We start from the raw sequence: 23,534 nt of genomic DNA, 5'->3' as shown, positions 1-23,534 counted from the left end.
CCATCGCTTCCGGGGCCGCCTGCGCCCCGGGGGTGTCACCGGAGGCGCCGGCGGCCGTCCGGCCCGGTGCCGGGTGGGTGGCCAGCCAGCGCTGGATGGCGATGCGGGCGGCCGGGGTGTGGGCGTGCTCCAGCCAGGCCGCCGAGGGCTCGGAGGCCGGGTCCTGGCCCATGAGGAGCTGGACGGTGTCGCCGTCCCTCAGGACGGTGCTGAGGGTCGCCAGCCGGCCGTTGACACGGGCGCCGATGCAGGCGTGCGCGTCCTCGCCGTACTGGGCGTACGCGGCGTCCACGCAGGTGGCTCCGTCGGGCAGCCCCAGGGCGCCGCCGTCGGGCCGGAAGACGGTGATCTCGCGGTCCTGCGCCAGGTCCTCGCGCAGGGTGGACCAGAAGGTGTCGGGGTCGGGCGCGGCCTGCTGCCAGTCGAGGAGGCGGGAGAGCCAGCCGGGACGGGTGGGATCGGCGCGCTCGCCGTCCCCGGCGGACTGCTCGCCGTCGCCGGACGGCTGCTCCTCCGAAGGAGGAGCGTAGGGATTGCCGAGGGCGACGACGCCGGCCTCGGCCACCTTGTGCATCTGGTGGGTGCGGATGAGGACTTCGACGACCTGCCCGTCCTCGCGCGCGACGGCGGTGTGCAGCGACTGGTAGAGGTTGAACTTGGGTACGGCGATGAAGTCCTTGAACTCCGAGACGACCGGCGTCATACAGGTGTGCAGTTCGCCGAGGACGCCGTAACAGTCGGCGTCCTCGTTCACCAGCACCAGCAGCCGGCCGAAGTCGCAGCCGCGGAGCCTGCCGCGCTTGCGGGAGACCCGGTGCAGGGACACGAAGTGCCGTGGCCTGATGAGGACCTCGGCGGTGATGCCGGCCTCGCGCAGCACGCCCCGTACCTGTTCGGCGACCTCGGTGAGCGGGTCGCTCGGCGCGGAGGCGTTCTCGGCGATCAGCCCGCGTGTGTGCTCGTACTCCTCGGGGTGGAGGATCGCGAAGACAAGGTCCTCGAGTTCGGTCTTGAGCGCCTGCACGCCGAGCCGTTCGGCGAGCGGGATGAGGACGTCCCGGGTGACCTTGGCGATGCGGGCCTGTTTCTCCGGGCGCATGACGCCGAGGGTGCGCATGTTGTGCAGCCGGTCGGCGAGTTTGATCGACATCACGCGGACGTCGTTGCCGGTGGCGACGAGCATCTTGCGGAAGGTCTCGGGCTCGGCCGCGGCGCCGTAGTCGACCTTCTCCAGCTTGGTGACGCCGTCGACGAGGTAGCGCACCTCCTCGCCGAACTGCTCGCGCACCTGGTCAAGCGTCACGTCGGTGTCCTCGACGGTGTCGTGGAGGAGCGAGGCGGTCAACGTCGTGGTCTCCGCGCCGAGTTCGGCGAGGATCAGGGTCACGGCGAGGGGGTGCGTGATGTACGGCTCGCCGCTCTTGCGCATCTGGCCGCGGTGCGAGGACTCGGCCAGGACGTAGGCCCTGCGCAGGGGTTCGAGGTCGGCGTCGGGGTGGTGGGCGCGGTGGGCCTCCGCCACGTGGCCGATGGCGTCCGGCAGCCGGTCGCGGGCGGCAGGCCCGAGGAGCGCGGCCCGGCCGAGGCGACGCAGGTCGATCCGAGGGCGGGCCCTGCGGCGTGCCGCCGCGGGCGCCACCGGTCCCGGGGCCGCGGGATTCGTGGCATCCGCACTCATGGGCACCTCCGGCTGAGTCGACCGGCGGACGGGGTGCCCCAGGGCGTACACGGCTCAGGGGTTGGCGTCGGATCCCCCGTCCGGGCCGGTGCTTGATGCTACCGACCCCAGCACCTCCGGCCGACCGCCTCTCGGTGAGCGTGAAACGGATCACCCAATCGAGCGACAGTTTCGAGGTTTACGTTTTCCGGTCACCTGACGGGTGGTCAGCCGACGATTCTCATACGCACCCGCTCACGGGACATGGAATCGCATCGGTGCACCCGCGCGGGACTTCATGAAACGTCAGCCGCCGGGGACTCAGCGAGCGGCGTTTTCCAGCCACTCGGTGTCGATCTCGCCCTCGGCGACGATCACCGCGGGGCCGGTCATCTCGATCCCGCCGTCCGGCCGCTCGGTGATGACCAGGGTGCCGCCGGGCACGTCCACCCGGTACGTCGCGGGCGTCCCGGTGTGCGCGGGCTCCACCCCGTCGCGGCGGGCGGCGGCCACGGCGACGGCGCACGCACCCGTGCCGCACGAGCGGGTCTCGCCGGAGCCGCGCTCGTGGACGCGCAGGGCGACGTGGCCGGGGCCGCGGTCGACGACGAACTCGACGTTGACCCCGTCCGGGTAGGCGGACGCCGGGCTGACGGGGGGTGCCGAGAGCAGGTCGCCGGCGTGTGCGAGGTCGTCCACGAAGGCGACCGCGTGCGGGTTGCCCATGTTCACGTTCCGCGCGGGCCAGCTGCGGTCGCCGACGCTCACCGTGACATCGCCCTCGGGCAGCCGGGCGCTGCCCATACCCACGGTGACGTCGCCGTCCTTGGCGATGTGCACGCTCTTCACGCCCCCGCGCGTGGCGATCGCGAGGTCGCCCTCGCCGGCGTATCCGGCGCGCTGGAGGTAGCGGGCGAACACGCGTGTGCCGTTGCCGCACATCTCGGCGACCGAGCCGTCGCCGTTGCGGTAGTCCATGAACCACTCCGCCTCGGCCGCCATCGCGCGGGCCTCCGGGTGCGCGGCCGACCGCACGACGTGCAGCACGCCGTCCCCGCCGATGCCCGCGCGGCGGTCGCACAGGGCGGCGACGGCGGCCGGGGACAGCTCGATGGCGTTCTCCGGGTCCGGGATGATCACGAAGTCGTTCTCCGTGCCGTGGCCCTTGAGGAAGGCGATGCGCGTGCTCATGCCTCGATCGTACGGGGTGGGTACGACAGGCCCGTGATCACGCCCGTCGCCGGCCCGCGCGGGACGTCCGGTGGACGCACCGGCGTCCCCGGGCCCTAGCGGAGCCGGGCGACCCGCCAGACGGCGAGGACGACGACCAGGACGCCGAGGAGGACGTAGACGCCGATCATCCGCCAGTCGGGGCGGCGTCCGGAGCCGCGCGGCGGCACGCCCGGCCAGGTGTAGCCGACGCGGCGGGCGGCCATCATGCCCCAGCCGGCCGCGCAGAGGCAGATGAGGAGCCCCAGCATGGCGATCACGGCTCCGCTGTCGCCGTCGAAGGCGAGCGGGAAGGCGAACATCAGCGATCCGACCGCGGCCAGCCCCACGATGGGCGCGAGCTGCCAGATGCGCAGGCGCCGCTGGGGGCGCAGCTCGACCTCCACCTCGGGGCCGGGGAACATCTCCTCGGGCGCGGGGCCGTCCGCGGTCACGCCGTCCGGGATCTCGTCGGGACCGTCCGGGCTCAGCGTGCCCTCGTCCGGGTCGGTGGGTGTCCCCGGGCCGGCGTCCCTGCCCGCGGTCAGGTCCGCGCCGGGGTTCAGGTCCGCGGCCGGGCCCCTGTCGGCGCCCATGCCGGTACCCGTGCTCGTTCCCCCGTCGGTGCCCGCGCCCGTGCGTTGCACGGTGACACGCTCGGTGTCCGCTGCGGTGTCGCGAGGGCCGGCCTCCATCGCCACGCGCCCTCCCAACTAGGACTCCACTGGTCGATCGAAGCTCGATGATGGCACGGCGCCGGAGGCCCGGAAGACGGCCTGGGCGTCCCGATGCCATCACGTGATCAGGCTGTAACCGGTCGTTCGACCAACGCCAGTGCCAGGTCCGGAAGTTCTGTGACATCCGCCGCAGCACCGCTCAGCCAGTGCACGCGCGGGTCGCGCCGGAACCAGGAGTCCTGGCGGCGGGCGAAGCGTTTGGTGGCGCGCACGGTCTCCGCGCGCGCCTCCTGAAGCGTGCACTCCCCCGCGAGCGCCGCGAGTACCTGCTGGTAGCCGAGCGCACGCGAGGCCGTGCGCCCCTCACGCAGGCCCCGCGCCTCCAGCGCGCGCACCTCGTCCACCAGACCCGCCTCCCACATGCGGTCGACCCGGCGCGCGATGCGCTCGTCGAGCTCGGGGCGCGCCACGTCGACGCCGATCTGGACGGTGTCGTAGACCGAGTCGTGACCGGGGAGGTTGGCCGTGAAGGGCCGGCCGGTGATCTCGATCACCTCCAGGGCCCGGACGATACGGCGGCCGTTGCCGGGCAGGATGGCCCGGGCGGCCTCGGGGTCGGCGGCGGCCAGACGGGCGTGCAGCGCACCGGAACCGCGCAGGGTGAGCTCCTCCTCCAGCCTGGCCCGAACCTCGGGGTCGGTGCCGGGGAACTCGAGGTTGTCGACGGCCCCGCGGACGTACAGCCCGGAGCCGCCGACGAGGATCGGCCAGCGCCCCTCGGCGAGCAGCGCGTCGATGCGCTCCCGGGCGAGCCGCTGGTACTCGGCGACGGACGCGGTGACCGACACGTCCCAGATGTCCAGCAGATGGTGCGGCACCCCCGCGCGCTCCTCGGGCGTCAGCTTGGCGGTGCCGATGTCCATCCCCCGGTAGAGCTGCATGGAGTCGGCGTTGACGACCTCCCCGCCGAGACGCTGGGCCAGGAAGACGCCGAGATCGGACTTTCCGGCCGCGGTGGGGCCGACGACGGCGATGACGCGGGGGGCGGGGGGTGCGCTGCTCACCGCACCAGTCTCGCAAACCCCGCGCGGGTGACTCGAACGAGTTACGTGACGGCACACGGGCCGGGTCGTTGCCCGTTGGGAGGTTCCCACGGCCGGATTCCGGCACACGGTGGTCCGGGCGCCGCGAGCGGTCGCGCCGGGTCACGCGGGATCTCGCCCGCACGAGTAACGTATGGAGTTGATATGGGCGTTTTTGCGCGACTTTTTCGGAGGTCGAAGGCTGCGGAGGCGAGCGTTGCTGAGGAGGCGTCGGCCGCCGAGGAGCAGGGGGACGTGGTGACGTTGGATTCCGAGGTGGCCGTGACGGCGGAGGCGGAGCCCGGGACCAAGACTCCCGAAACGGCCTCCGAGGGTGCCGGGGCCGGCACGGAGGCCGCCGCGGAACCCGGCACGGATGCCGAGGCGGCGACCGCCGGGGACACCGAGCCGGCGGCCGGGGGCCAGGGCGCCGACGGCGTGGAGATCCCCAAGCAGCAGTCCGCGGACGAGACGGCCGGACGGGAGGCCGGCGAGGGCGCCCGCACATGACTGTCCGCCAGGAGGGTGAGGCATGGGTCTGCTGGACAACATGAAGGCCAGGATCGGTCCGGCCAAGGACAAGGTGGCGGACCTCGCGCAGCGGCACGGGGGCTCGATCGGGCACGGTCTCGACAAGGCCGCGAAGCTGGTCGACGAGAAGACCAAGGGCAAGTACAGCGACAAGATCCACGCGGGCACCGGCAAGGCCAAGCACGCGATGGACCGGCTCGCCCACAGGGGCGGGACCGGCCCGGACACGGGCCCCGATCCCGGCACCGGCACCGGCAAGACGGCGCCTCCGCAGGGACCGCCGCCCACCTCCTGAGCGGAGAGCGGCGGCGGACGGCCGGGGGCGAGCGGGCCCGGGCTTCTGGGCCGGGCGCTCTCCTGGCCGTCCGCCGTGCCGCCCCTCAGGACCAGGTGGCGACCAGGTACCCCACGCCGTAAGGCGCGTCGTCGTACAGCAGCGCGCCGGAGAGACCGGCCCCCTCGGCCGAGCCCGCGAGGACCTGCCACGGGGCCCGGCCGGACGCCTTGAGCTCACCGGCGAGCCCGGCGTCGAGGGCCGCCAGCCCCGCCGGGTCCGCCGCGCCGAGGGCGCGTGCCACCTCGGCGTCGAAGGGCTCGGCCCGCTCGTCGAGATACCCCGGCGCCTTGAGCGACCGGCACGCGCTGCCGTCACCCATCACCAGCAGCGCCACCCGCCCGGACCGCGCGGCGAGGTCCCGCCCGGCCGCCGCGCACTCGTCGGGCGCCGTCGCGGCGGCCACGGCCAGCCCCTCGACCGGGGCGTCGGACCAGCCGGTCCGCCCCAGCAGCCACGCGCCGACTGCGAGCGGGACGGGCAGCTCGCACCCCGGTCCAGGGCCGTCGCCGTCCTGGCCCAGCCGTACGTCCAGATCCACGCCGAAGCCGCGGAACGAACCCCGGCTGCCCTGCCGGTACGCCACCCGCCCGGACCGTTCACCGGCGCGTTCACCGGCGCCGACGACCACGAGCAGATCGGGCCGGGAGGCCGCGAGGACCCCCAGCGCGTCCGTGCACGCGGCCCGCGCCGCCTCGAGCTCGGGTGCGGCTCCCGCGGCGACCTCGGGCACCAGCAGCGGCGGGCAGGGACAGACTGCGGCGGCAACAAGCATGATCGGCAGAGTAGCCCCGCCCACCGGACCGCCGCACGGGCCGGGGCGGTGCCGGGCGGGCGCCCGTGCCCGGCCGCCGCCACCGCCCACTCGTCCGGGGCCCGGCCCCTGCGGCTCAGTCGCAGCCGCAGCCGCTGTTCGCCGGGGCCGGCAGGGGGGCCGGGACACCGATCTTCGGGAGGCCGAGCAGGACACCGGCCGGCTTGGCCGCCTCGGCGGCGTTGCGCTTCTCCCAGGCGTCGCCCGCGCGTGTGCGGCGCACCGCGAGGACCGGTCCCTCGGCGAGGAGGTGGTGCGGGGCGGCGTAGGTGACCTCGACGGTGACCACGTCGCCGGGGCGCACGTCCTGCCCGGGCTTGGTGAAGTGGACCAGGCGGTTGTCGGGGGCGCGGCCGGACAGCCGGTGCGTGCTGCCGTCCTTGCGGCCCTCGCCCTCGGCGACCATCAGCTCCAGAGTGCGGCCGACCTGCTTCTTGTTCTCCTCCCAGGAGATCTCCTCCTGGAGCGCGACGAGCCGCTCGTAGCGCTCCTGGACGACCTCCTTGGGGATCTGGCCGTCCATGGTCGCGGCGGGCGTGCCGGGCCGCTTGGAGTACTGGAAGGTGAACGCCTGCGCGAACCGCGCCTCGCGCACCACGTGCAGCGTCTGCTCGAAGTCCTCCTCGGTCTCGCCGGGGAAGCCCACGATGATGTCGGTGGTGATCGCCGCGTGCGGGATCGCGGCGCGCACCTTCTCGATGATCCCGAGGTAGCGGTCCTGCCGGTAGGAGCGGCGCATCGCCTTCAGGACGGTGTCCGAGCCGGACTGCAGCGGCATGTGGAGCTGCGGCATGGCGTTCGGGGTCTCGGCCATGGCCGCGATCACGTCGTCGGTGAAGTCGCGCGGGTGCGGCGAGGTGAAGCGGACGCGCTCCAGGCCCTCGATGTTCCCGCAGGCCCGCAGCAGCTTGCTGAACGCCTCGCGGTCGCCGATGTCGGAGCCGTAGGCGTTGACGTTCTGGCCGAGCAGGGTGATCTCGGAGACGCCCTCGCCGACCAGGGCCTCGACCTCGGCCAGGATGTCGCCGGGGCGGCGGTCCTTCTCCTTGCCGCGCAGGGCGGGGACGATGCAGAAGGTGCAGGTGTTGTTGCAGCCGACGGAGATGGAGACCCAGGCCGCGTAGGCGCTCTCGCGACGGGTGGGCAGCGTCGAGGGGAACGCCTCCAGCGACTCGGCGATCTCGACCTGCGCCTCCTCCTGCACGCGGGCGCGCTCCAGCAGGACGGGCAGCTTGCCGATGTTGTGCGTGCCGAAGACGACGTCCACCCAGGGCGCCTTCTTCACGATGGTGTCCCGGTCCTTCTGCGCCAGGCAGCCGCCGACCGCGATCTGCATCCCGGGCCGCTTCGCCTTCTTGGGGGCGAGGTGGCCGAGGTTGCCGTAGAGCCGGTTGTCGGCGTTCTCCCGCACCGCGCAGGTGTTGAAGACGACGACGTCGGCGTCGCCGTCCGAGCCCTCGGGTGCGCGCACGTACCCCGCGTCCTCGAGCAGGCCGGCCAGCCGCTCGGAGTCGTGGACGTTCATCTGGCACCCGTAGGTGCGGATCTCATAACTCCTGGGGGCTCGAACATCCACCGCGGGGCTCCGGTCGCTACTGCTGGTCATGCGCTCCAGGGTAGGCGGTCCGCGGGGCACGCCGCCCCGCCCCCGGTTCCCCCCGGCGGCGACCAGTGCCGCTCGGCCGTCCCCACGCGGCGGCGACCAGTGCCGCTCAGCCGTCGCCGTCGCGGCCCTCTTCCCGCCCGCCCTCCCTGAGCGCGTCCATGAGGGCCTGTACGGCGCTCGGCTCCCAGCGGTGCTGTTCGCCGCACTCCCTGATGGTCCGCAGTCCCTGGCCCACCTGGTCGCCCCTCGCGTACGTGCCCGAGAGGCCCATCAGCCGCACGGCGTGGTCGTGCTGCCCGATGCCCTCGGCGCCCAGAGCGGCGTAGAAGTGGGCCGGCGCGTCGGCGCCGAAGCACTGGACGCCGAAGGAGGCACACAGGTAGAGGGCCTTGAAGTCGCCCCGGCCGTAGAGGTCGTTGAGGAGGTCCAGGTGCAGGCGGGAGTCGCGGGAGAGGATCTCCGTGGAGTCGATCCCCTGGGACCGGCTGTGCAGGACGGTGAACAGCTGCCCCGGGTACAGCGGCCACCGCGGGCCGAGGGCGCACGCCAGGTCCAGCAGGTGGGTCGCCTCCTCGCGCAGCAGCAGTTTCTCGTGTGCGCGCAGATGCCGGAAGTACGGCTCGCGCGGGCCGCGCGGCTCGATCACCGGCAGGTCGGCGAGCGCCCGGGTCACGTACTGCAGCGCGCGCATCGTCGGGGTGGCGGCGCCGCTGTCCCGTGAGGAGGCGGGCGGTGTGAGGCGGCCGGAGCGGAGGTCGTCCTTGAGGTTGTTCAGCTCGTCGAGCACGAACTCCTGGTACTCGGGGAAGTTGGACACCAGCCAGTAGTAGGCGCCGTTCTCGTCCGAGTCGTCGATGGCCGCGCTGAAGGCGTTGCTCTGGTCGGGGAGCATGAGGCGGTGCAGGGCCTTGCCCACGCGGTACTCGACCTGGCCGTAGCTCCAGGCGAGCAGCGTGCGCCGCTCCTCGTCGGTCTCGCCGGTGAGACCGAGGGAGGTGAGCATCTCGTCGTTCCACAGGATGCGCGCGCCTCGGCGCGGCAACTGCTCCATCGCCGCGCACAGGGCGTCGTAGTGGCCCAGGAAGTGCTTCTCCAGCGAGGCGTTGGGGCCCTGCATGAACCGGTGGAAGACCTCGTAGGCGCCGAGCTTGTCCCCGAGGGAGCCGGCCAGTTCGTTGACGTAGGCGGCGCTGCCGGCCGAGCAGAGGCCGAAGACGAGCCTGCTGCGCCACACCGCGGGCATGCCCTCGACGTCGAGCTTCTCCACGGCCCTGCGACCGGCCTCCTCGCTGGTCGCGGCCAGGGCCAGCACGCTCTCCACGCGCAGCCGCCAGGGGCGCAGGTCGCCGGTCACCACGGACATCAGCGCCTTGCGGCCCGGCTCGCTGGCCGCCGCGAGCAGCCGGGTCACCTGTGGCCAGTTGGCGTCGTCCAGCTCCATGTCCTGGTCCAGGGCCGCGTCCAGGGCCTCCCCGGTGCGCTCCGACCCGGCGCGCGCCAGCGCGGTCACGAGCCCCAGCCGCTGCTCGGCGCTCGTGAGCCGGCCGCCTCCGATCATGCGGACGGCGGCGTCGGTCTCCACGTCCGAGGGCTCGGCGTCCAGCAGCGCCTGGCAGAGCATGGCCCGCAGTGGGGCGGGCACGCCCTCGTCACTGCCGTAGGTCCGGGCGAGCGCGCTGCCCTCGGGGTCGCGGACGGCGGCCAGGGTGAGCAGGTGCGGCATGACGAGATCGAGCCACTGGCTCTGCTCGCACTGTCTGCGCACCAGGTCCAGGCCGGCGGGGCCCGAGGCGCAGACGGCGCGGACGAGTTCCTGCCGGCGCAGCGAGGGGACGGTCCTGTCCACCATCAGGGACGCCGCCGAGGTGAGCGCGTCGTCCATGCCCTGACCGATCAGCGCCTCGACCACGTACGACTTGTCGACCGCGCGCAGCGTCGGATGGGACAAGTGCTCCACGGCCTCCTCGGCGGCGCCCTCGGTGCCGGCGTTGATGAGCAGGGTGTAGAGCCTGCTGCGCAGCGGCCGGCCGGTGGTGGCGTGGCCGGCCACCGCCCGCACGATGCCGGTGCCGGCCTCCCCGCACTCCATGAGCGCGGCGCCGAGGATCTGGCCGGCCTCTTCCTTGAGCTCGCGCCCCAGCAGCAGCCGGTGCGCCGCGTCGAGCAGCGTTCCGGAACTCGGTTTGAGGGCCGCGATGAAGCCCTCGAGGTCGGTGCTGCTGCCGGCCTTGAGCAGGTGGCCGAGCGCGCACTCGACGGCGCCGGGCGACTCGGTGGCGGCCAGTGCCGTGATCAGCCGCTGCCGGGCCTGCTGCGGGACGGAGGGCGACAGCAGGCGCTGCGCGCGCTCGACGCCCACCGGGTGGCCCAGTTCGGCGAGCGCGACGATCGCCTCGAGGCGCAGCTCGCGCCGGGCGTCCTCCGCAGACGCCTGGCCGGTGGCCGCCACGTCCTCCGGACCGGTCGCGGGCGCGTCCTCCTCCTCGGAGACGTCGGAGGCCGCGACGGCCCGCTCCACGGCGGGCGCCACGTCCGCCCGCACGAGCTGGCCGAAGGCGGCCACACGGCGCCGGGTGTCGGAGAGCCGCGGGCTCGCGGTGTCGTCCATGAGCACGCCGAGCAGCCGGTTGGCGGTGGCCGTGGAGACGCGGTCACCGCACTCCGCCACGCAGCGGGCCGCGAAGGACGCCTGGGTGAACCATGGATCCTTCGGCAGGTCGAGGATGTCCGTGACGAGTGTGTCGGGCGCGTCCATGAGGGAGGCGGCCAGGACGAAGATCTCCTGCCAGTCGGCGTCGAAGTAGCGGTGCCGTTCCAGCGCCTCGCGCCGGGCGGGCTCGTCCAGGCCGGCGACGTAGGTGGCGAGCAGGAAGTCGCGCAGCGCCGAGTGCAGGGCCTTGACGGCCGGCTCACCGCCCTCCGCCTCGTCGTCGACGAGCAGTCCGTCGAAGGTGAACTCCCAGATCACCGGGTCGGGCGGCGGCTGCGCCGGTTCGGCCTCGCTGGCCAGCTGCCAGGCCTCCCAGCGCGCCACGGCCGCGGCGCGCAGCTGAGCGGCGTCCGGGTGGGCGGCGAGCAGTTGGCCGAGCCGGGCGCGCGGCACGCTCTCCATGGTGGACCGCCAGCCGTCCAGCATCGACCCGAAGGCGTGCGAGAGGGCCCGCAGACGGCGGACCGGGTCGGGCGGGGCCTCGGGGTCGCGCGCGTTGCGCCGGAAGCTGCGCCAGCGCCCGGACAGCAGGCTCTTGACGACCTCCTCGCACAGCTGCGCCCGGGAGGCGGGGAACGGCGACTTGCGTTCCGGTTCGTCGGCGAGCCGGCACAGGAACGACAGCAGCAGGGGCACGGAGGCCACGGCGTCCAGCGAGTCGCTGCTGCTCAGCGCGCGGTCCAGGGGCACGCGGCGCCGGGGATCGTGGGTCAGCCACACGCCGATGAACCGGGACGCCTCCCGCGAGGTGAATCCGAGGGTCTCGACGTCCACCCGTTCCGAGGGGGACATCTCCTCGAGCAGGGCGAGGGAGGAGTGCCGGGTGCTGATCACCAGGTTGTTGGTGCCGGCGGCGAGGTTGGTGCCGGCCGCGAGGAGCCGCAGCGCCGTCTGCACGCGGCGCCGGAAGGCCTTGGGCACCTCGTCGACGGCGTCCAGGCAGATCACCGCCCGCCCCTGTTCGAGGACCTCGCGGACGAAGAGGTCGCGGTCGCCGGCGGCCGGGCCGGCGCCCGTGCCGCGGGCCGCGCGGATCAGCGCGGTGATCACCTCGTCCGCGGACGGCCCCTGCGGCAGGTGGTATCCGAGGGCGGCGCAGTCGGCCAGCAGCGGCACCCGCAGCCGGTCGGGGTCGGTGCCCGCGTCGAGCGAGTCGAGCCCCTCCCGGGCGAGGGTCTCCGCGTGGTACGCCAGCAGCCAGGACTTGCCGTAGCCGGGAAGGCCGCGCACGACGGTGACACGGCCGGTGGCGCGGGTGGGGTCCCAGTGGAAGCGCTCGGGGGCGGCGAACTGCGACGGACCCCGGGTGACGCGGTGGGTGCTGGACTGCGGCACCCGGCGCACCCACACGTTCTGGTGGAGGTCGGCGCGGCTCTGCAGGGGTGGCAGGCTCCAGGTGCGGGCCTCGACCGCGCGCAGGATGTCCTCGAGCACCTGGCGGGCGGCCGCGCGCGGATCGCGGACGGAGGACTCCGGGTGCATGGCCTGCTGCCAGCGCCGGTCGGTGCGCTGGAAGGACTGGTTCATGGCCCAGATGTCGGGCCGTGCGTCGCGCAGCATCGACACCGCGGAGGCGAGGAGCACGTCGTCGCCCTGGCCGGCCCGGTCCGTCTTGACGACGCCCACGACCCGTCCGGTGTCCGGGCTCAGCAGCGGTCCGCCGTCGAGTTCGGCGGAGGGCGCCGGGGCGCGGCACATGACGAGTCTGCCGCCCGGCTCAATGCGCACTGCGGTGATGTCGCCCCGTAACGGTGGCGCGGCCGGCTGCCCGGAGACGTACCCGTCGGCGAGCACGGCGCCCTCGCCGGGGGCGTCTCCCAGCCAGACGCACGGATGCCGTTCGGAGGCGGCCCCGGGCACGGCGAGTACGGCCAGATCGGGCAGCGGCATCGCGTCCAGGCCCAGCACGGGGGCAAGGGGATCGCTCCACAACACGCCCGCGGCGTACCGGGGTTGGCCGTCACGCCGTACGAACACCTCGGCGTTGCCGAAGCGGTGGAGCACGGACGCGGAGGTGAGCACCCGGCCGGGCGCCACGAAGAAGCCGCTGCCGCGCTGCTGTCCGGACCCGTCCTCGAGGCACACCGTACTCAGGCGCACCAGCGTCTCGAGGTCGTCCCCCACCCGCAACCCCCGCCGTCCCGACTTGGCCTGATGAGTCATCTTTACTGTACGACTCACCCCCGCGTCCCGGATACGTCCGGATTGCCTTCTGCTGCTGCAGCTTCGCGGGGTGCGGGTGCGACACGACCCGCCATTGCCCCCGATATGGGGATGAATGGCCCAAAATTGGGTGTGATGCAACTTCGTGACGGCCTGCGGGCGCCCGCGCCGCAGGCCCCCTCGGCCCCGGCGCCGCGCGCCTGGCTGCTGCGGCCGGCCGGTCCGGTGCCGGTTCTGCTTCTGGCGGGCGTCCTGCTGGCCCGTGCGGCGCGCGTGGCCGTGGCCTTCGCGCAGGGGGGCATGGACAACGCCTTCGTGGTGCACGCCGGTCAGGTCTGGCTGCACGGCGGCGCTCCGTACGCCGACCGGCGGTTCCTGTACCTGCCGAGCGCCGTGCCCTTCGCCGCCGCGCAGGCGCTGCTGCCGGCGCCGGTGCTGCGGGTGGTGGCGCCGGTGGTGTGCGTGGGCTGCGTCGCGGGCGGCTGGTGGTGCGCGGTGCGCCTGTTCAGCGTGCCGGCGCGCAGCCGGTTCGCGGTGCTGGGCCTGCTGGGCCTGGTGCTCTTCTGGGCGCCGGTGGGCGATCTCGTCAACCTCGGCAACTGGACAGCGGTCAGCGCGCTCGCGCTGCCGCTGGCGCTGCTGCTGGCGGACCGCGGGCGCTGGACCGCCGCCGGGGTGGTCCTCGGCGTGTCCGTGGCGATCAAGCCGCTGCTGGTGCCGGTGGTGCTGCTGCTCGTGCTGGCCCGGCGGTGGCGGGCGCTGGCCTGGACGGTGGCGCTGCCCGTGGCCCTGTCCGTGGGCGCGGCGCTGATCATGCCGGACCCGGGCGGGTTCTTCACCCGCACGCTGCCCTTCCTCCTCAAGGGCGGCGACGCGCTGATGCGGCCGTTCGACTGCTCCCTGCCCGCGGTGCTGCCCCGGCTGGGCGTGCCACCGCTCCTGGCCGAGGCGGTGGCCCTCGCCGCGGCGGCGGGCGGCGTGCTGTGCGCCTGGCGGCGCTGGCGGCGCGGCGGCCCGGGTCCGGCGCGCCTCGCCGACACCGCGGCGATGCTGATGCTCGCCTCCTACCTGGTGTCCCGCCCGTCCTACGAGCACTATCTGGTCGTCGTGGTGCCGCTGCTGGTCGCGGGCGCGCTGGAGGCCGGCTCGGTGGCCCGCTCGCCGTGGTTCTGGGCGGCGCTGGTCCCCCAGGTCCCGGGCTTCGCCTTCCCGCATCTCGACCCGTCGATCCGCAGGGCGTTCAAGGACGCGGCCACGCTGTGCGGGCTCGCCGTCGTCCTGGCCCTGCGGTGCGCGCGCCCCACGGCACCGCACACCACCACGGCGCCCGCGGAGGCGGCGCTGCCGTAAGCGCCTCAGGCCCCCTGGCCGCCCTCAGGCGGCTGCCAGCCCTGGCGGCGCAGTACGGACGCGATGTCGGGGGCACGGTAGTGGGCGCCCTTGAGGACCTTGCCGTCGGCGCGGCGGGCGACCCGGCCGTCGGGGCCGATCTTGGTCATGTTGGCGCGGTGGATCTCGGCGATCACCTCGTCGAGGTCGATGCCGTGCACGAGGGCGGTGCCGTACGCCACGTAGACCACGTCCGCGAGTTCGTGCGCGAGCCGGTCCAGCGGGCCGCTCACCGACACCTCGGCGACCTCGGCCGCCTCCTCGGCGAGCAACTGCCCGCGGTGGGCGGCCAGTTCGGCCGGCACCTCGGCAGGAGTGCCGCGGGCGTCCAGCCCGAAGGCGCGGTGGAACTCACGGACGAGTGCGGCGGGCGAGGTGCTCATACGGCGACTCTAACCGCGCCCGCCGACAGCGCGGCCGCGCGCTCCCGGCTGCCTCCGCCGACCGGTACCGCACCGTCCGCCCGCACCCCGCCCTGGCCAGTACCGCGTCGTGGCTGGCAGGATCGCGCGCATGTCCAAGGCGTTCCCCTCGATCGGCAGGCGCCGGGCCCTGCAGGGCTCGGCCGCCGGAGCCGTGGTCCTCGGGCTGCTGCTGTGGTGGCTGCTGCCGCTCGGCGAGCAGCCGCCCGCCGGCACGGTCACCTTCAGCACCGGCACCCTGCGGGGGGTCTACCAGGAGTACGGCGTGCGCCTGCGCACCGCGTTCGCCAAGGACATGCCCGGCCTGAAGGTGCGGCTGCTGACCAGCGACGGCTCGCAGGAGAACGTCACGCGCGTGGCGACGGGCAAGGCCGACTTCACCATCGCGGCGGCGGACGCGGTGGAGACGTACGAACAGGACAACGGCCCCGGAGCCGGGCGGCTGCGGGGCGTCGCCCGCCTCTACGACGACTACGTGCAGCTCGTCGTGGCGCGCGACTCGTCCATCAAGTCGGTCTCCGACCTGCGGGGCAAGCGGGTGGCGATCGGCCCGCCGGAGTCGGGTGTGCGGCTGATCGCCGAGCGCGTCCTGAAGGCGGCCGGCATCGATCCGGCCAAGGAGGTCCGGCCCAGGGCGGACGGCATCGACACCGGTCCCGGCCGGCTGCGGCAGGGCGCGATCGACGCGTTCTTCTGGTCGGGCGGGCTGCCGACGGACGGGCTCAAGCAGCTCGCGTCGAAGTTCGCGTTCCGTTTCGTGCCGATCGAGGCGGACCTGGTGTCCAAGCTGCACGCCGAGGGCGGCGCCACGCGCTACTACCGGGCCACCAACATGCCGGAGTCGGCGTACCCGGACATCCAGCACGGCGAGACGGTGCCCACGATCGCGGTGTCCAACCTGCTGATGACCCGCGAGGACATGGACCCCAGGCTCACCGAGTGGGTGACCCGCGCGGTCATCAAGAGCCGCGACCGCATCGGGGCCCACGTCCACTCCGCCCAGCTCGTCGACCTGCGCACCGCCATCTACACCGACCCGCTGGTCCTCCACGAGGGCGCCCGGCGCTACTACCGCTCGGTCAAGCCGTAGATCAAGCCGCAGGTCAAGCCGTACACCGTGGGGCGCCCGCTTCGGCCGCCCGGCGGGGCTCCACTCCTCGCCGCCGGCGGGTCCTACGCCGGCTCCGGTCCCGACCGCGGCACCCGCACCGTCACCTTCAGCCCGCGCGGCTCCTCGCCGTGGTGATGCTCGTACGAGATGGAGCCGCCGCCCGCCGCGAGGAGGGCCCGGGAGATGGACAGACCCAGACCGGACCCCTTGATGTTCTGATGGCGTCCGCTGCGCCAGAAGCGGTCGCCGACGCGTGCCAGTTCCTCGTCGGTGAGACCGGGCCCCTGATCGCGGACCACGACCGTCGAGGTGGCGCCGCTGCCGCTGACCCGCACCTCGACGCACTTGCCCCCGGGCGTGAACTTCACCGCGTTGTCGATCACCGCGTCCAGCGCCGAGGACAGCGCCACCGGGTCGGCCCAGGCCGTGGTGGCCGGGCAGTCGCCGGTCAGCCGCACGCCCTTGGCCTCGGCGGCCGGCGCCCAGGCGGCCACCCGCTCGGCGGCCAGCTCCCCGACGTCGATGAGCCGCAGGTCCGCCTCGGCGTGCTCGGCGAGCGCGAGGTCGAGCAGGTCGTCCAGGACCTGGGCCAGACGCTTGCCCTCGGTGCGGACCGAGGCGATCTCCTCGTTGCCCTCGGGCAGTTCGAGGGCGAGCAGTTCGATGCGCAGGAGCAGCGCGGCGAGCGGGTTGCGCAACTGGTGGGAGGCGTCGGCGACGAAGGCGCGCTGCTGTTCCAGCACGTCCTCGACGTGGTCGGCCATCTCGTTGAACGAGCGGGCGAGCCTGCGCAGTTCGGGCGGGCCGCCGGACGGCGCGACCCGGGACTTCAGGCGTCCGGTGGCGATGTCGTGCGTGGTGGCGTCCAGGACGCGTACCGGTCTGAGCACCCAGCCGGTCAGCCGCAGGGCCGCGCCGACGGCGAGCAGCATCGCGGCGATCTCGCCGGCGCCGATGACCAGCCAGCCGTTCAGGATCCGCGAACGCATCTGCCCCGTGGGCGAGTCGGTGACGACGACGGCGACGACGTCACCGTCACGGATGACCGGTGAGGCCACCACGAGCCGGTCCCGCTGCCAGGGCCACACCTGCTGCGGGTCGTGGCTGCGCCGGCTGAGCAGCGCCTCGCCGAACGCCTCCCGGACCTCACCGCCCGCGGGCAGGGACCAGTCGGCGGGCGCGTTGGCCATGGGGGTGCCGCTGCGGTAGAAGACGCCGGCCCGGATGCCGTACACCTCGTAGTAGCTGGCGAGTTCGCGGCTGAGGGTCTCCAGGCGCTCGTCCGGGACGGTCTGCCGGGAGCCGGTGGGGCGGTCGGTGACGAACTGGGCGAGGGCGGCGAAGCGGGCCGTGTCGTCGATCCGGTCGACGACGACCTTCTGCTGCTGCGCCTTGGCCACGCTGACGGCGAGCGGAACGCCGAGGGCGAGCAGCACGGCCGCCATCAGGACGATGAGCAGCGGCAGCAGACGAGTGCGCACCCGTGTCCGTCCCCGCTACGCGGCCGGGGCGACGAGGCGGTAGCCGACGCCGCGCACGGTCTCGATCAGGGCCGGCATGCGCAACTTGGAGCGCAGGGAGGCCACATGGACCTCCAGGGTGCGCCCGGTGCCCTCCCAGCTCGTACGCCACACCTCGCTGATGATCTGCTCGCGGCGGAAGACCACGCCGGGGCGCTGGGCGAGCAGCGCGAGGAGGTCGAACTCCTTGCGGGTGAGCTGGACGACGCAGCCGTCCACGCTGACCTGCCGGGTGGGCAGCTCGATGTGCACGGGCCCGAGGCGCAGCGCCCCGTCGCCGTCCTGACCGCCGGCGGCGTCCTCGTGGACGGTGCGGCGGCTGACGGCGTGGATACGGGCGAGGAGTTCCCCGGTGTCGTACGGCTTGACCACGTAGTCGTCGGCGCCGAGGTTGAGGCCGTGGATGCGGGAGCGCACGTCGGAGCGGGCGGTCACCATGATCACCGGGGTGCTGGTGCGTTTGCGGATCTTCCCGCAGACCTCGTAGCCGTCCTGGTCGGGCAGGCCGAGGTCGAGCAGGACCACGCCGAATCCGGCGCTCTCCGGGACGAGCGCCTGCAGGGCCTCCTCGCCGCTGCGGGCGTGCGTGACGTCGAAGCCGTGCCGGGCCAGCACCGCGGACAGGGCGGCGGCCACATGGTTGTCGTCCTCGACGAGGAGCAGTCGCATCCCGGCCCCCTCCGGTTTTCCCGCCGTATGGTCACGATCTGTACAAAACGCGTGCACGCGCGCGTGCACCAAGGCAGTCACGCCGATGGACGAGGACGCCGTCAAGAGGGTTCCGGTTGCGTGCCGCCGGTCGTTACCCAGCCGGTACGCACCTCGCACGACTCACTACCACACGTGTCCGGCCGCTATCGGATCGTGATGCTCAGATCTCCCTCAGATGTAATGACGCTGGTCGAGGGGCGTGGCTATGGTCCACCGAAACCCGAGGAGGACGGAGCCTGTAAGCGATGACCGAAGTATCGGTGGCCAAGGAGGACGTGGCCTCGAGCGGCGATCTGGTCGTCCTGAAGAGCGTCAACAAGCACTTCGGCGCGTTGCACGTGCTCCAGGACATCGACCTGACGATCTCCCGTGGCGAGGTGGTCGTCGTCATCGGGCCCTCCGGGTCCGGGAAGTCCACCCTGTGCCGCACCATCAACCGCCTGGAGACCATCGACTCGGGCACGATCACGATCGACGGCAGGCCGCTGCCCCACGAGGGCAAGGAGCTGGCCCGGCTGCGCGCCGACGTCGGCATGGTCTTCCAGTCCTTCAACCTCTTCGCGCACAAGACGGTGCTCGAGAACGTCACCCTGGGGCAGGTGAAGGTCCGCCGCACGGACAAGAAGAAGGCCGAGGAGCGGGCCCGCGCGCTGCTCGACCGGGTCGGTGTGGGCGCGCAGGCCGACAAGTACCCCGCACAGCTCTCCGGCGGCCAGCAGCAGCGCGTGGCGATCGCGCGGGCACTGGCCATGGACCCCAAGGTCATGCTCTTCGACGAGCCGACCTCCGCCCTCGACCCCGAGATGATCAACGAGGTCCTGGAGGTCATGCAGCAGCTGGCCCGGGACGGCATGACGATGATCGTCGTCACCCATGAGATGGGCTTCGCCCGTTCGGCCGCGAACCGGGTGGTCTTCATGGCCGACGGCCGCATCGTCGAACAGGCCGTGCCCGAGCAGTTCTTCAGCAACCCGCGCAGCGACCGGGCCAAGGACTTCCTGTCGAAGATCCTGCACCACTGACTCGGCGGCCGGCCCGCCGGCACCGTCGCACGCCACCGGCTCCGCGACCGTGCCGTCGCCGTCCCGACGGCTCCTCACTTTCTCAACACCAAAGGAAGTTCACATGAAGCTCCGCAAGGTCACCGCCGCCTCGGCCGTCGTCCTCGCCCTCGCACTGTCGGCGACCGCCTGCGGCTCGAACGACAAGAAGGACGGGGCGTCGGGTGGCGGCAAGAAGATCGCCATCGGCATCAAGTTCGACCAGCCGGGCCTCGGCCAGAAGACGCCGCAGGGCTACTCCGGCTTCGACGTGGACGTGGCCAAGTACGTGGCCAAGAAGCTGGGCTACAACGAGGACCAGATCGAGTGGAAGGAGTCGAAGAGCGCCGACCGCGAGACCATGCTGCAGCGTGGTGACGTCGAGTTCATCGCCGCCACGTACTCGATCACCCCGGAGCGCGAGAAGAAGGTCGACTTCGCCGGTCCCTACCTGCTCGCCCACCAGGACGTCCTGCTCCGCGCCGACGAGACCTCGATCAAGTCGCCGTCCGACCTCAACAACAAGAAGCTCTGCTCGGTCACCGGCTCCACCTCCGCGCAGAACGTGCACGACCGGCTGGCGCCCAAGGCCAACCTCCAGCAGTACCCGACGTACTCGGCCTGTCTGAGCGGTCTGCAGAACAAGGCCATCGACGCTCTGACCACCGACGACTCCATCCTCGCCGGTTACGCCTCCCAGGCCCAGTTCAAGGGCAAGTTCAAGCTGGGCGGCTTCAAGATGACCAACGAGAACTACGGCATCGGCGTCAAGAAGGGCAGCGACCTCAAGGCCAAGATCAACAAGGCCCTGGAGGAGATGGTCGCGGACGGCTCGTGGAAGAAGGCGGTGGACGCCAACCTCGGCCCCGCCAACTACAAGAACGAGCCCGCCCCGAAGATCGGCGACATCAAGAGCTGAGTCAGCGCCCAACGGGTGCGCCGCCCACGGGGGGTGGCGCACCCGGGGTCCGTCCACACGCGGAAGCGCGGGAGATCGTGTTCGACTTTCTTGAAGGTTACGACCTGCTGGGGGCCTTCTGGGTGACCGTGCAGCTCACCCTGCTCTCGGCCGTCGGCTCCCTGGTCTGGGGCACCCTGCTGGCCGCCATGCGCGTCGGCCCGGTGCCCCTCATGCGCGGCTTCGGGACGGTGTACGTCAACGTCGTGCGGAACATCCCGCTGACGGTGATCATCCTGTTCGCCTCGCTGGGACTGAGCCAGACCCTCAACATCAACCTCGGTGCGCAGGCCTTCGACACCATCAACTTCCGTCTCGCGGTCCTCGGCCTGGTCGCCTACACCTCGGCCTTCGTCTGCGAGGCGATCCGCTCCGGCATCAACACCGTGCCGGTGGGCCAGGCGGAGGCGGCCCGCGCGCTCGGGCTGGGCTTCACCCAGGTGCTGACCCTGGTGGTGCTGCCGCAGGCGTTCCGTTCGGTGGTCGGCCCGCTCACCAACGTCCTGATCGCGCTCACCAAGAACACCACGGTGGCCGCCGCCATCGGCGTGGCCGAGGCGGCACTGCTGATGAAGAAGATGATCGAGAACGAGGCGGAACTCCTGCTGATCTCCGCGGTCTTCGCGTTCGGCTTCGTGTGTCTGACCCTCCCGACCGGCCTGATCCTCGGCTGGGTGGGCAAGAAGGTGGCGGTGAAGCGATGACCTCCGTGCTGTACGACGCGCAGGGGCCGAGGGCCAAGCGGCGCAACGTCCTCTACACGGCCGTGTTCCTCGTCGCCATCGCGGCACTGCTGTGGTGGGTCTACAAGAGCCTCGACGACAAGGGGCAACTGGACTGGGAGAAGTGGAAGCCGTTCTTCGGCTCCGAGGCGTGGACCACGTACATCCTGCCCGGCCTGAAGAACACGCTGATCGCGGCCGCCCTGTCCATGGTCATCGCATTGCCCCTCGGCGCCGTCTTCGGCATAGCGCGGCTCTCCGACCACGCCTGGATCAGGGTGCCGGCCTCCGTGGTCGTGGAGTTCTTCCGGGCCATCCCGGTGCTGATCCTGATGATCTTCGGCAACGCGCTGTTCGCCCAGTACAGCGACGTCACCTCGGACGACCGCCCGCTGTACGCGGTGGTCACCGGACTGGTGCTCTACAACGCCTCGGTGCTGGCGGAGATCGTCAGGGCCGGCATCCTGGCGCTGCCCAGGGGCCAGACCGAGGCCGCCCACGCCATCGGTCTGCGCAAGACCCAGACCATGACCTCGATCCTGCTGCCGCAGGCGGTCACCGCGATGCTCCCGGCGATCGTCAGCCAGCTGGTGGTGATCGTGAAGGACACGGCCCTCGGCGGCGCGATCCTCACCTTCCCCGAACTGCTGGCGTCCGTCTCCCCCATGAGCTCGTACTACGGCGCGAACGTCATCGCCAGCTTCACCGTCGTCGCGCTGATCTACGTGGTGCTCAACTTCAGCCTCACCAGCTTCGCGAGCTGGCTGGAGCAGCGGCTGCGGCGCGGGAAGAAGTCCACGGGGGCGGTGCTGGCGCCGGCCGCGGTGGGCGGAACCGAGTCCGCCGGGACCGCTGCCTGAGGTGGAGTAGGCCGTCGGGTGTGACACGGGGGCAGTGGAGTGATCGCCACCGCCCCCGTCGCTTGACGCGGGCTGCGGCAGTGGGTTGCATACGTTCTGTGATCGTGCACCCTGCTCCGACCGTTTGTTCACGTCTGTCCGTGAGGACACCGCCGTGGACCCGGTGATCGTCGTCGGAGCGGGGCCCGTCGGGCTCACGCTCGCCCTGGCGCTGGCGCGTCAGGAGGTGCCGTCCGTCGTCCTGGACGAGACACGGGGCCAGGACGCCCCGCGCGCCGCCCGGAGCGTCGTACTGCGCGAGGACACCGCCGCCCTGGTGGAGCGGCTGGCCGGGGTGCCGCTCGGGCGGGCCGGGCTGCGCTGGAGCGGCTGGCGGTCGATGCGGCGCAAGCAGGTGACGGGCGAGGCCGTCTTCGGCGAGGCCGAGACCGCCGGAGCCGCTCCGCTGCACATCGCCCAGCACGTCCTGACCGGCGCCCTGCGCGCGGCCGTCGCCCGCGAGCCGCTGGTCGAACTCGCCACGGACAGCCGGCTCGACACCACGGAGCAGGAGGCCACCGGCGTCACCGCGCACACCCGCGGCCCGAACGGCACTTACTGGCGCGGCAGTTACCTGGTCGGCTGCGACGGCCCCCGGTCGACCGTGCGCAAGCTCCAGGACATCCGCTTCCCCGGCCGCACCGCCGTCGAACGGCACGCGGTCGCCGCACTGCGCACGGAACTCCCCCGGCTTGGCGAAGCGTTCCTCCACCGGCTGCCTCCCTGGCGGACGACCGGCCCCTCGGCCGGTGAGGTCACCGCCCGCCCGCTGCCCGGCGGCGTCTGGCGGCTGGACTGGCTGCTGCCGCCCGGCAAGGACCTGGTCACGCCCGAACTGCTCGTCGCCCGCATCCGGGAGACGCTCACCGGCTGGACCGGCGAGGCCTCACCGACGTACGAACTCCTGGACACCGGCGTCCACACGGTCCACCACCGGCTCGCCCGCCGCTGGCGCGCGGGGCGGGTCTTCCTCGCCGGGGACGCGGCGCATCTGATGGGCGCGTTCGGCACTCAGGGCCTGGACGAGGGGCTCAGGGACGTCGGCAACCTCGCCTGGAAGCTCGCGCTGAACTGGCACCACGGGCCGCACGAGGCCCTGCTGGACAGCTACCAGTCCGAGCGGCGCGCCGTCGTCGCCGCCCGGCTGCGCGCCGCGGACCAGGTACTGCCGCTGCTGCGCGGCGGCGGCGGACTGCGGTCGTACGTCCCCGGGTCCTCGCGCGGGCACGACGCGCTGCTGATGGACGGTCACCTGGGGCGCGGGGCACTGGGCGCGCCGGGGGCGTACGCCGACTCGCCGCTCGCACCACCGCGCTTCGACACCGAGGTGCCCGTGGACACGCCGGCCGGCGCTCCGGTCGCCGACGTGGTGGTGACCGCGGAGGACGGCTCCTTCGTGCCGCTGCGTGACCGGCTGGGCCGCGGGGCCCTGCTGGTGGTGCTGGTGGCGCCGGGCACCGGGGTGTGGGAGCGCCGGCACTGGGTGAGCGCCGGGATCATGCCCCGGCTGGCCGCCGCCGTGACCGCCCTCCCCCACCCGGCCGAGCTGCTCGTCGCCGAGAGCTACCCGGGTGCGGCTCCCCACACCGTGCTCCTGGTACGGCCCGACGGGCATCTGGTCACCGCGCTGGGCGGGGTGCGCCCGGCCGACCTCTACGCGGCGGCCGAGGCCGCCCTGGGCGGACCGCTGCCGTCCGGGGCGCGGGCCCAGGCGGGCGCCGAGGCGGGGGCGCGCTGACCGTCCGGCACCCGGCCCGCCGACTCGCCGTCACCTCGGCGTCCACATGGTGACGGTGAGTTGACCGGCCCGTACGGCCATGGTGTACTCCCGATCGTGACCGACACCGATGTGCGCCTGTGGCGGAGGGTCCACATGGACCTCGTCCGCTACGCGGGCTGCGTGTGTCGTCCGTCCTGCTGAATTCGCACTTCCTTTTTCCGGCGCGCGCCGCTCGCTCATGCCCATGGGCCTGTGCCGC

General features: G+C 72.9%; 20 protein-coding genes. 10 read left to right on the top strand and 10 right to left on the bottom strand.

All coding sequences use genetic code 11. The features are described 5' to 3' along the window. The 4 genes from IE249_RS13065 to miaA all read right to left on the bottom strand — a co-directional run. The coding region (locus IE249_RS13065; RefSeq protein WP_229858322.1) for a RelA/SpoT family protein at nt 1–1,678 on the bottom strand (1,678 nt) is incomplete at its 3' end. 300 nt (nt 1,679–1,978) lie between these two features. Beyond that, nucleotides 1,979–2,848: a diaminopimelate epimerase gene (gene dapF, locus IE249_RS13060; RefSeq protein ID WP_189704981.1), complete on the bottom strand. Its 870-nt coding sequence runs from the start codon at nt 2,846–2,848 to the stop codon at nt 1,979–1,981. 95 nt (nt 2,849–2,943) lie between these two features. Beyond that, nucleotides 2,944–3,561 (bottom strand): hypothetical protein, encoded by a 618-nt coding sequence (locus IE249_RS13055; protein ID WP_189705207.1) that lies wholly within the window; start codon nt 3,559–3,561, stop codon nt 2,944–2,946. Between the two features lie 107 nt (nt 3,562–3,668). Further along, the gene (miaA, locus tag IE249_RS13050) at nt 3,669–4,607 is read right to left on the bottom strand and encodes a tRNA (adenosine(37)-N6)-dimethylallyltransferase MiaA (protein ID WP_189704980.1); all 939 of its coding nucleotides are present in this window, start codon (nt 4,605–4,607) and stop codon (nt 3,669–3,671) included. Between the two features lie 276 nt (nt 4,608–4,883). Here miaA and IE249_RS13045 point away from each other — a divergent pair, with 276 nt between their 5' ends. Both IE249_RS13045 and IE249_RS13040 read left to right on the top strand, forming a co-directional pair. Further along, the gene (locus IE249_RS13045) at nt 4,884–5,135 is read left to right on the top strand and encodes a hypothetical protein (RefSeq protein ID WP_308434336.1); all 252 of its coding nucleotides are present in this window, start codon (nt 4,884–4,886) and stop codon (nt 5,133–5,135) included. 22 nt (nt 5,136–5,157) lie between these two features. Continuing rightward, on the top strand, nt 5,158–5,451 hold the full coding sequence (locus IE249_RS13040; protein ID WP_189704978.1) for an antitoxin: 294 nt from the start codon (nt 5,158–5,160) through the stop codon (nt 5,449–5,451). 85 nt (nt 5,452–5,536) lie between these two features. Here the strand turns inward: IE249_RS13040 and IE249_RS13035 are convergent, their stop codons facing one another. The 3 genes from IE249_RS13035 to IE249_RS13025 all read right to left on the bottom strand — a co-directional run bounded on the left by IE249_RS13035 (nt 5,537) and on the right by IE249_RS13025 (nt 12,783). After that, nucleotides 5,537–6,265 carry a class III extradiol dioxygenase subunit B-like domain-containing protein gene (locus IE249_RS13035; protein ID WP_189704977.1) on the bottom strand — a complete coding sequence of 243 codons (729 nt, stop codon included), beginning with the start codon at nt 6,263–6,265 and terminating at the stop codon, nt 5,537–5,539. A 115-nt stretch (nt 6,266–6,380) separates the two neighbouring features. Further along, nucleotides 6,381–7,910 carry a tRNA (N6-isopentenyl adenosine(37)-C2)-methylthiotransferase MiaB gene (miaB, locus tag IE249_RS13030; RefSeq protein WP_189704976.1) on the bottom strand — a complete coding sequence of 510 codons (1,530 nt, stop codon included), beginning with the start codon at nt 7,908–7,910 and terminating at the stop codon, nt 6,381–6,383. A gap of 106 nt (nt 7,911–8,016) precedes the next feature. Then, nucleotides 8,017–12,783 (bottom strand): DUF5663 domain-containing protein, encoded by a 4,767-nt coding sequence (locus tag IE249_RS13025; protein WP_189704975.1) that lies wholly within the window; start codon nt 12,781–12,783, stop codon nt 8,017–8,019. 135 nt (nt 12,784–12,918) lie between these two features. Here IE249_RS13025 and IE249_RS13020 point away from each other — a divergent pair, with 135 nt between their 5' ends. Continuing rightward, nucleotides 12,919–14,133 carry a glycosyltransferase 87 family protein gene (locus tag IE249_RS13020; protein ID WP_189704974.1) on the top strand — a complete coding sequence of 405 codons (1,215 nt, stop codon included), beginning with the start codon at nt 12,919–12,921 and terminating at the stop codon, nt 14,131–14,133. Between the two features lie 5 nt (nt 14,134–14,138). Here IE249_RS13020 and IE249_RS13015 read toward each other — a convergent pair whose 3' ends face one another. Next, nucleotides 14,139–14,555, bottom strand: a complete 417-nt coding sequence (locus tag IE249_RS13015) for a pyrophosphohydrolase domain-containing protein (protein ID WP_189704973.1) — start codon at nt 14,553–14,555, stop codon at nt 14,139–14,141. Between the two features lie 130 nt (nt 14,556–14,685). On the opposite strand from IE249_RS13015, the gene IE249_RS13010 reads away from it, so the two are divergent. After that, a complete protein-coding gene (locus IE249_RS13010; protein WP_189704972.1) occupies nt 14,686–15,684 on the top strand; it encodes a TAXI family TRAP transporter solute-binding subunit in 999 nt (332 codons plus the stop codon). 83 nt (nt 15,685–15,767) lie between these two features. On the opposite strand, the gene IE249_RS13005 is transcribed toward IE249_RS13010, so the two are convergent. Beyond that, a complete protein-coding gene (locus IE249_RS13005; protein ID WP_189704971.1) occupies nt 15,768–17,186 on the bottom strand; it encodes a sensor histidine kinase in 1,419 nt (472 codons plus the stop codon). A gap of 15 nt (nt 17,187–17,201) precedes the next feature. Further along, nucleotides 17,202–17,894 (bottom strand): response regulator transcription factor, encoded by a 693-nt coding sequence (locus tag IE249_RS13000; RefSeq protein WP_189704970.1) that lies wholly within the window; start codon nt 17,892–17,894, stop codon nt 17,202–17,204. A 287-nt stretch (nt 17,895–18,181) separates the two neighbouring features. On the opposite strand from IE249_RS13000, the gene IE249_RS12995 reads away from it, so the two are divergent. The 6 genes from IE249_RS12995 (at nt 18,182) to IE249_RS40015 (ending at nt 23,476) form a co-directional block, all read left to right on the top strand. Beyond that, on the top strand, nt 18,182–18,958 hold the full coding sequence (locus IE249_RS12995; RefSeq protein WP_189704969.1) for an amino acid ABC transporter ATP-binding protein: 777 nt from the start codon (nt 18,182–18,184) through the stop codon (nt 18,956–18,958). A gap of 103 nt (nt 18,959–19,061) precedes the next feature. Next, nucleotides 19,062–19,895 (top strand): glutamate ABC transporter substrate-binding protein, encoded by an 834-nt coding sequence (locus tag IE249_RS12990; RefSeq protein WP_189704968.1) that lies wholly within the window; start codon nt 19,062–19,064, stop codon nt 19,893–19,895. A gap of 77 nt (nt 19,896–19,972) precedes the next feature. Continuing rightward, nucleotides 19,973–20,638 (top strand): amino acid ABC transporter permease, encoded by a 666-nt coding sequence (locus tag IE249_RS12985; protein ID WP_189704967.1) that lies wholly within the window; start codon nt 19,973–19,975, stop codon nt 20,636–20,638. Next, nucleotides 20,635–21,516, top strand: coding sequence for an amino acid ABC transporter permease (locus tag IE249_RS12980; protein WP_189704966.1), 882 nt, complete (start codon nt 20,635–20,637; stop codon nt 21,514–21,516). The genes IE249_RS12985 and IE249_RS12980 overlap by 4 nt, the downstream gene beginning before the upstream one ends. A gap of 154 nt (nt 21,517–21,670) precedes the next feature. Next, complete coding sequence (locus tag IE249_RS12975; RefSeq protein WP_189704965.1) at nt 21,671–23,293, top strand: FAD-dependent monooxygenase; 1,623 nt, start codon at nt 21,671–21,673, stop codon at nt 23,291–23,293. A 96-nt stretch (nt 23,294–23,389) separates the two neighbouring features. Further along, the gene (locus IE249_RS40015; RefSeq protein ID WP_311605579.1) at nt 23,390–23,476 is read left to right on the top strand and encodes a putative leader peptide; all 87 of its coding nucleotides are present in this window, start codon (nt 23,390–23,392) and stop codon (nt 23,474–23,476) included. Nucleotides 23,477–23,534 lie beyond the last annotated feature (58 nt).

Source organism: Streptomyces anandii JCM 4720, from assembly GCF_014650655.1.
GTDB lineage: Bacteria > Actinomycetota > Actinomycetes > Streptomycetales > Streptomycetaceae > Streptomyces > Streptomyces anandii.
This window is presented reverse-complemented; position numbering and strand designations above follow the sequence as displayed.

Excerpts from the sequence above, each read along its gene's own strand:
- dapF (WP_189704981.1), bottom strand. The coding sequence starts at position 2,848 with ATGAGCACGCGCATCGCCTTCCTCAAGGGCCACGGCACGGAGAACGAC.
- IE249_RS13055 (WP_189705207.1), bottom strand. The coding sequence starts at position 3,561 with ATGGAGGCCGGCCCTCGCGACACCGCAGCGGACACCGAGCGTGTCACC.
- IE249_RS13040 (WP_189704978.1), top strand. The coding sequence starts at position 5,158 with ATGGGTCTGCTGGACAACATGAAGGCCAGGATCGGTCCGGCCAAGGAC.
- IE249_RS13035 (WP_189704977.1), bottom strand. The coding sequence starts at position 6,265 with ATGCTTGTTGCCGCCGCAGTCTGTCCCTGCCCGCCGCTGCTGGTGCCC.
- miaB (WP_189704976.1), bottom strand. The coding sequence starts at position 7,910 with ATGACCAGCAGTAGCGACCGGAGCCCCGCGGTGGATGTTCGAGCCCCC.
- IE249_RS13025 (WP_189704975.1), bottom strand. The coding sequence starts at position 12,783 with ATGACTCATCAGGCCAAGTCGGGACGGCGGGGGTTGCGGGTGGGGGAC.
- IE249_RS13020 (WP_189704974.1), top strand. The coding sequence starts at position 12,919 with ATGCAACTTCGTGACGGCCTGCGGGCGCCCGCGCCGCAGGCCCCCTCG.
- IE249_RS13015 (WP_189704973.1), bottom strand. The coding sequence starts at position 14,555 with ATGAGCACCTCGCCCGCCGCACTCGTCCGTGAGTTCCACCGCGCCTTC.
- IE249_RS13010 (WP_189704972.1), top strand. The coding sequence starts at position 14,686 with ATGTCCAAGGCGTTCCCCTCGATCGGCAGGCGCCGGGCCCTGCAGGGC.
- IE249_RS13000 (WP_189704970.1), bottom strand. The coding sequence starts at position 17,894 with ATGCGACTGCTCCTCGTCGAGGACGACAACCATGTGGCCGCCGCCCTG.
- IE249_RS12995 (WP_189704969.1), top strand. The coding sequence starts at position 18,182 with ATGACCGAAGTATCGGTGGCCAAGGAGGACGTGGCCTCGAGCGGCGAT.
- IE249_RS12990 (WP_189704968.1), top strand. The coding sequence starts at position 19,062 with ATGAAGCTCCGCAAGGTCACCGCCGCCTCGGCCGTCGTCCTCGCCCTC.
- IE249_RS12980 (WP_189704966.1), top strand. The coding sequence starts at position 20,635 with ATGACCTCCGTGCTGTACGACGCGCAGGGGCCGAGGGCCAAGCGGCGC.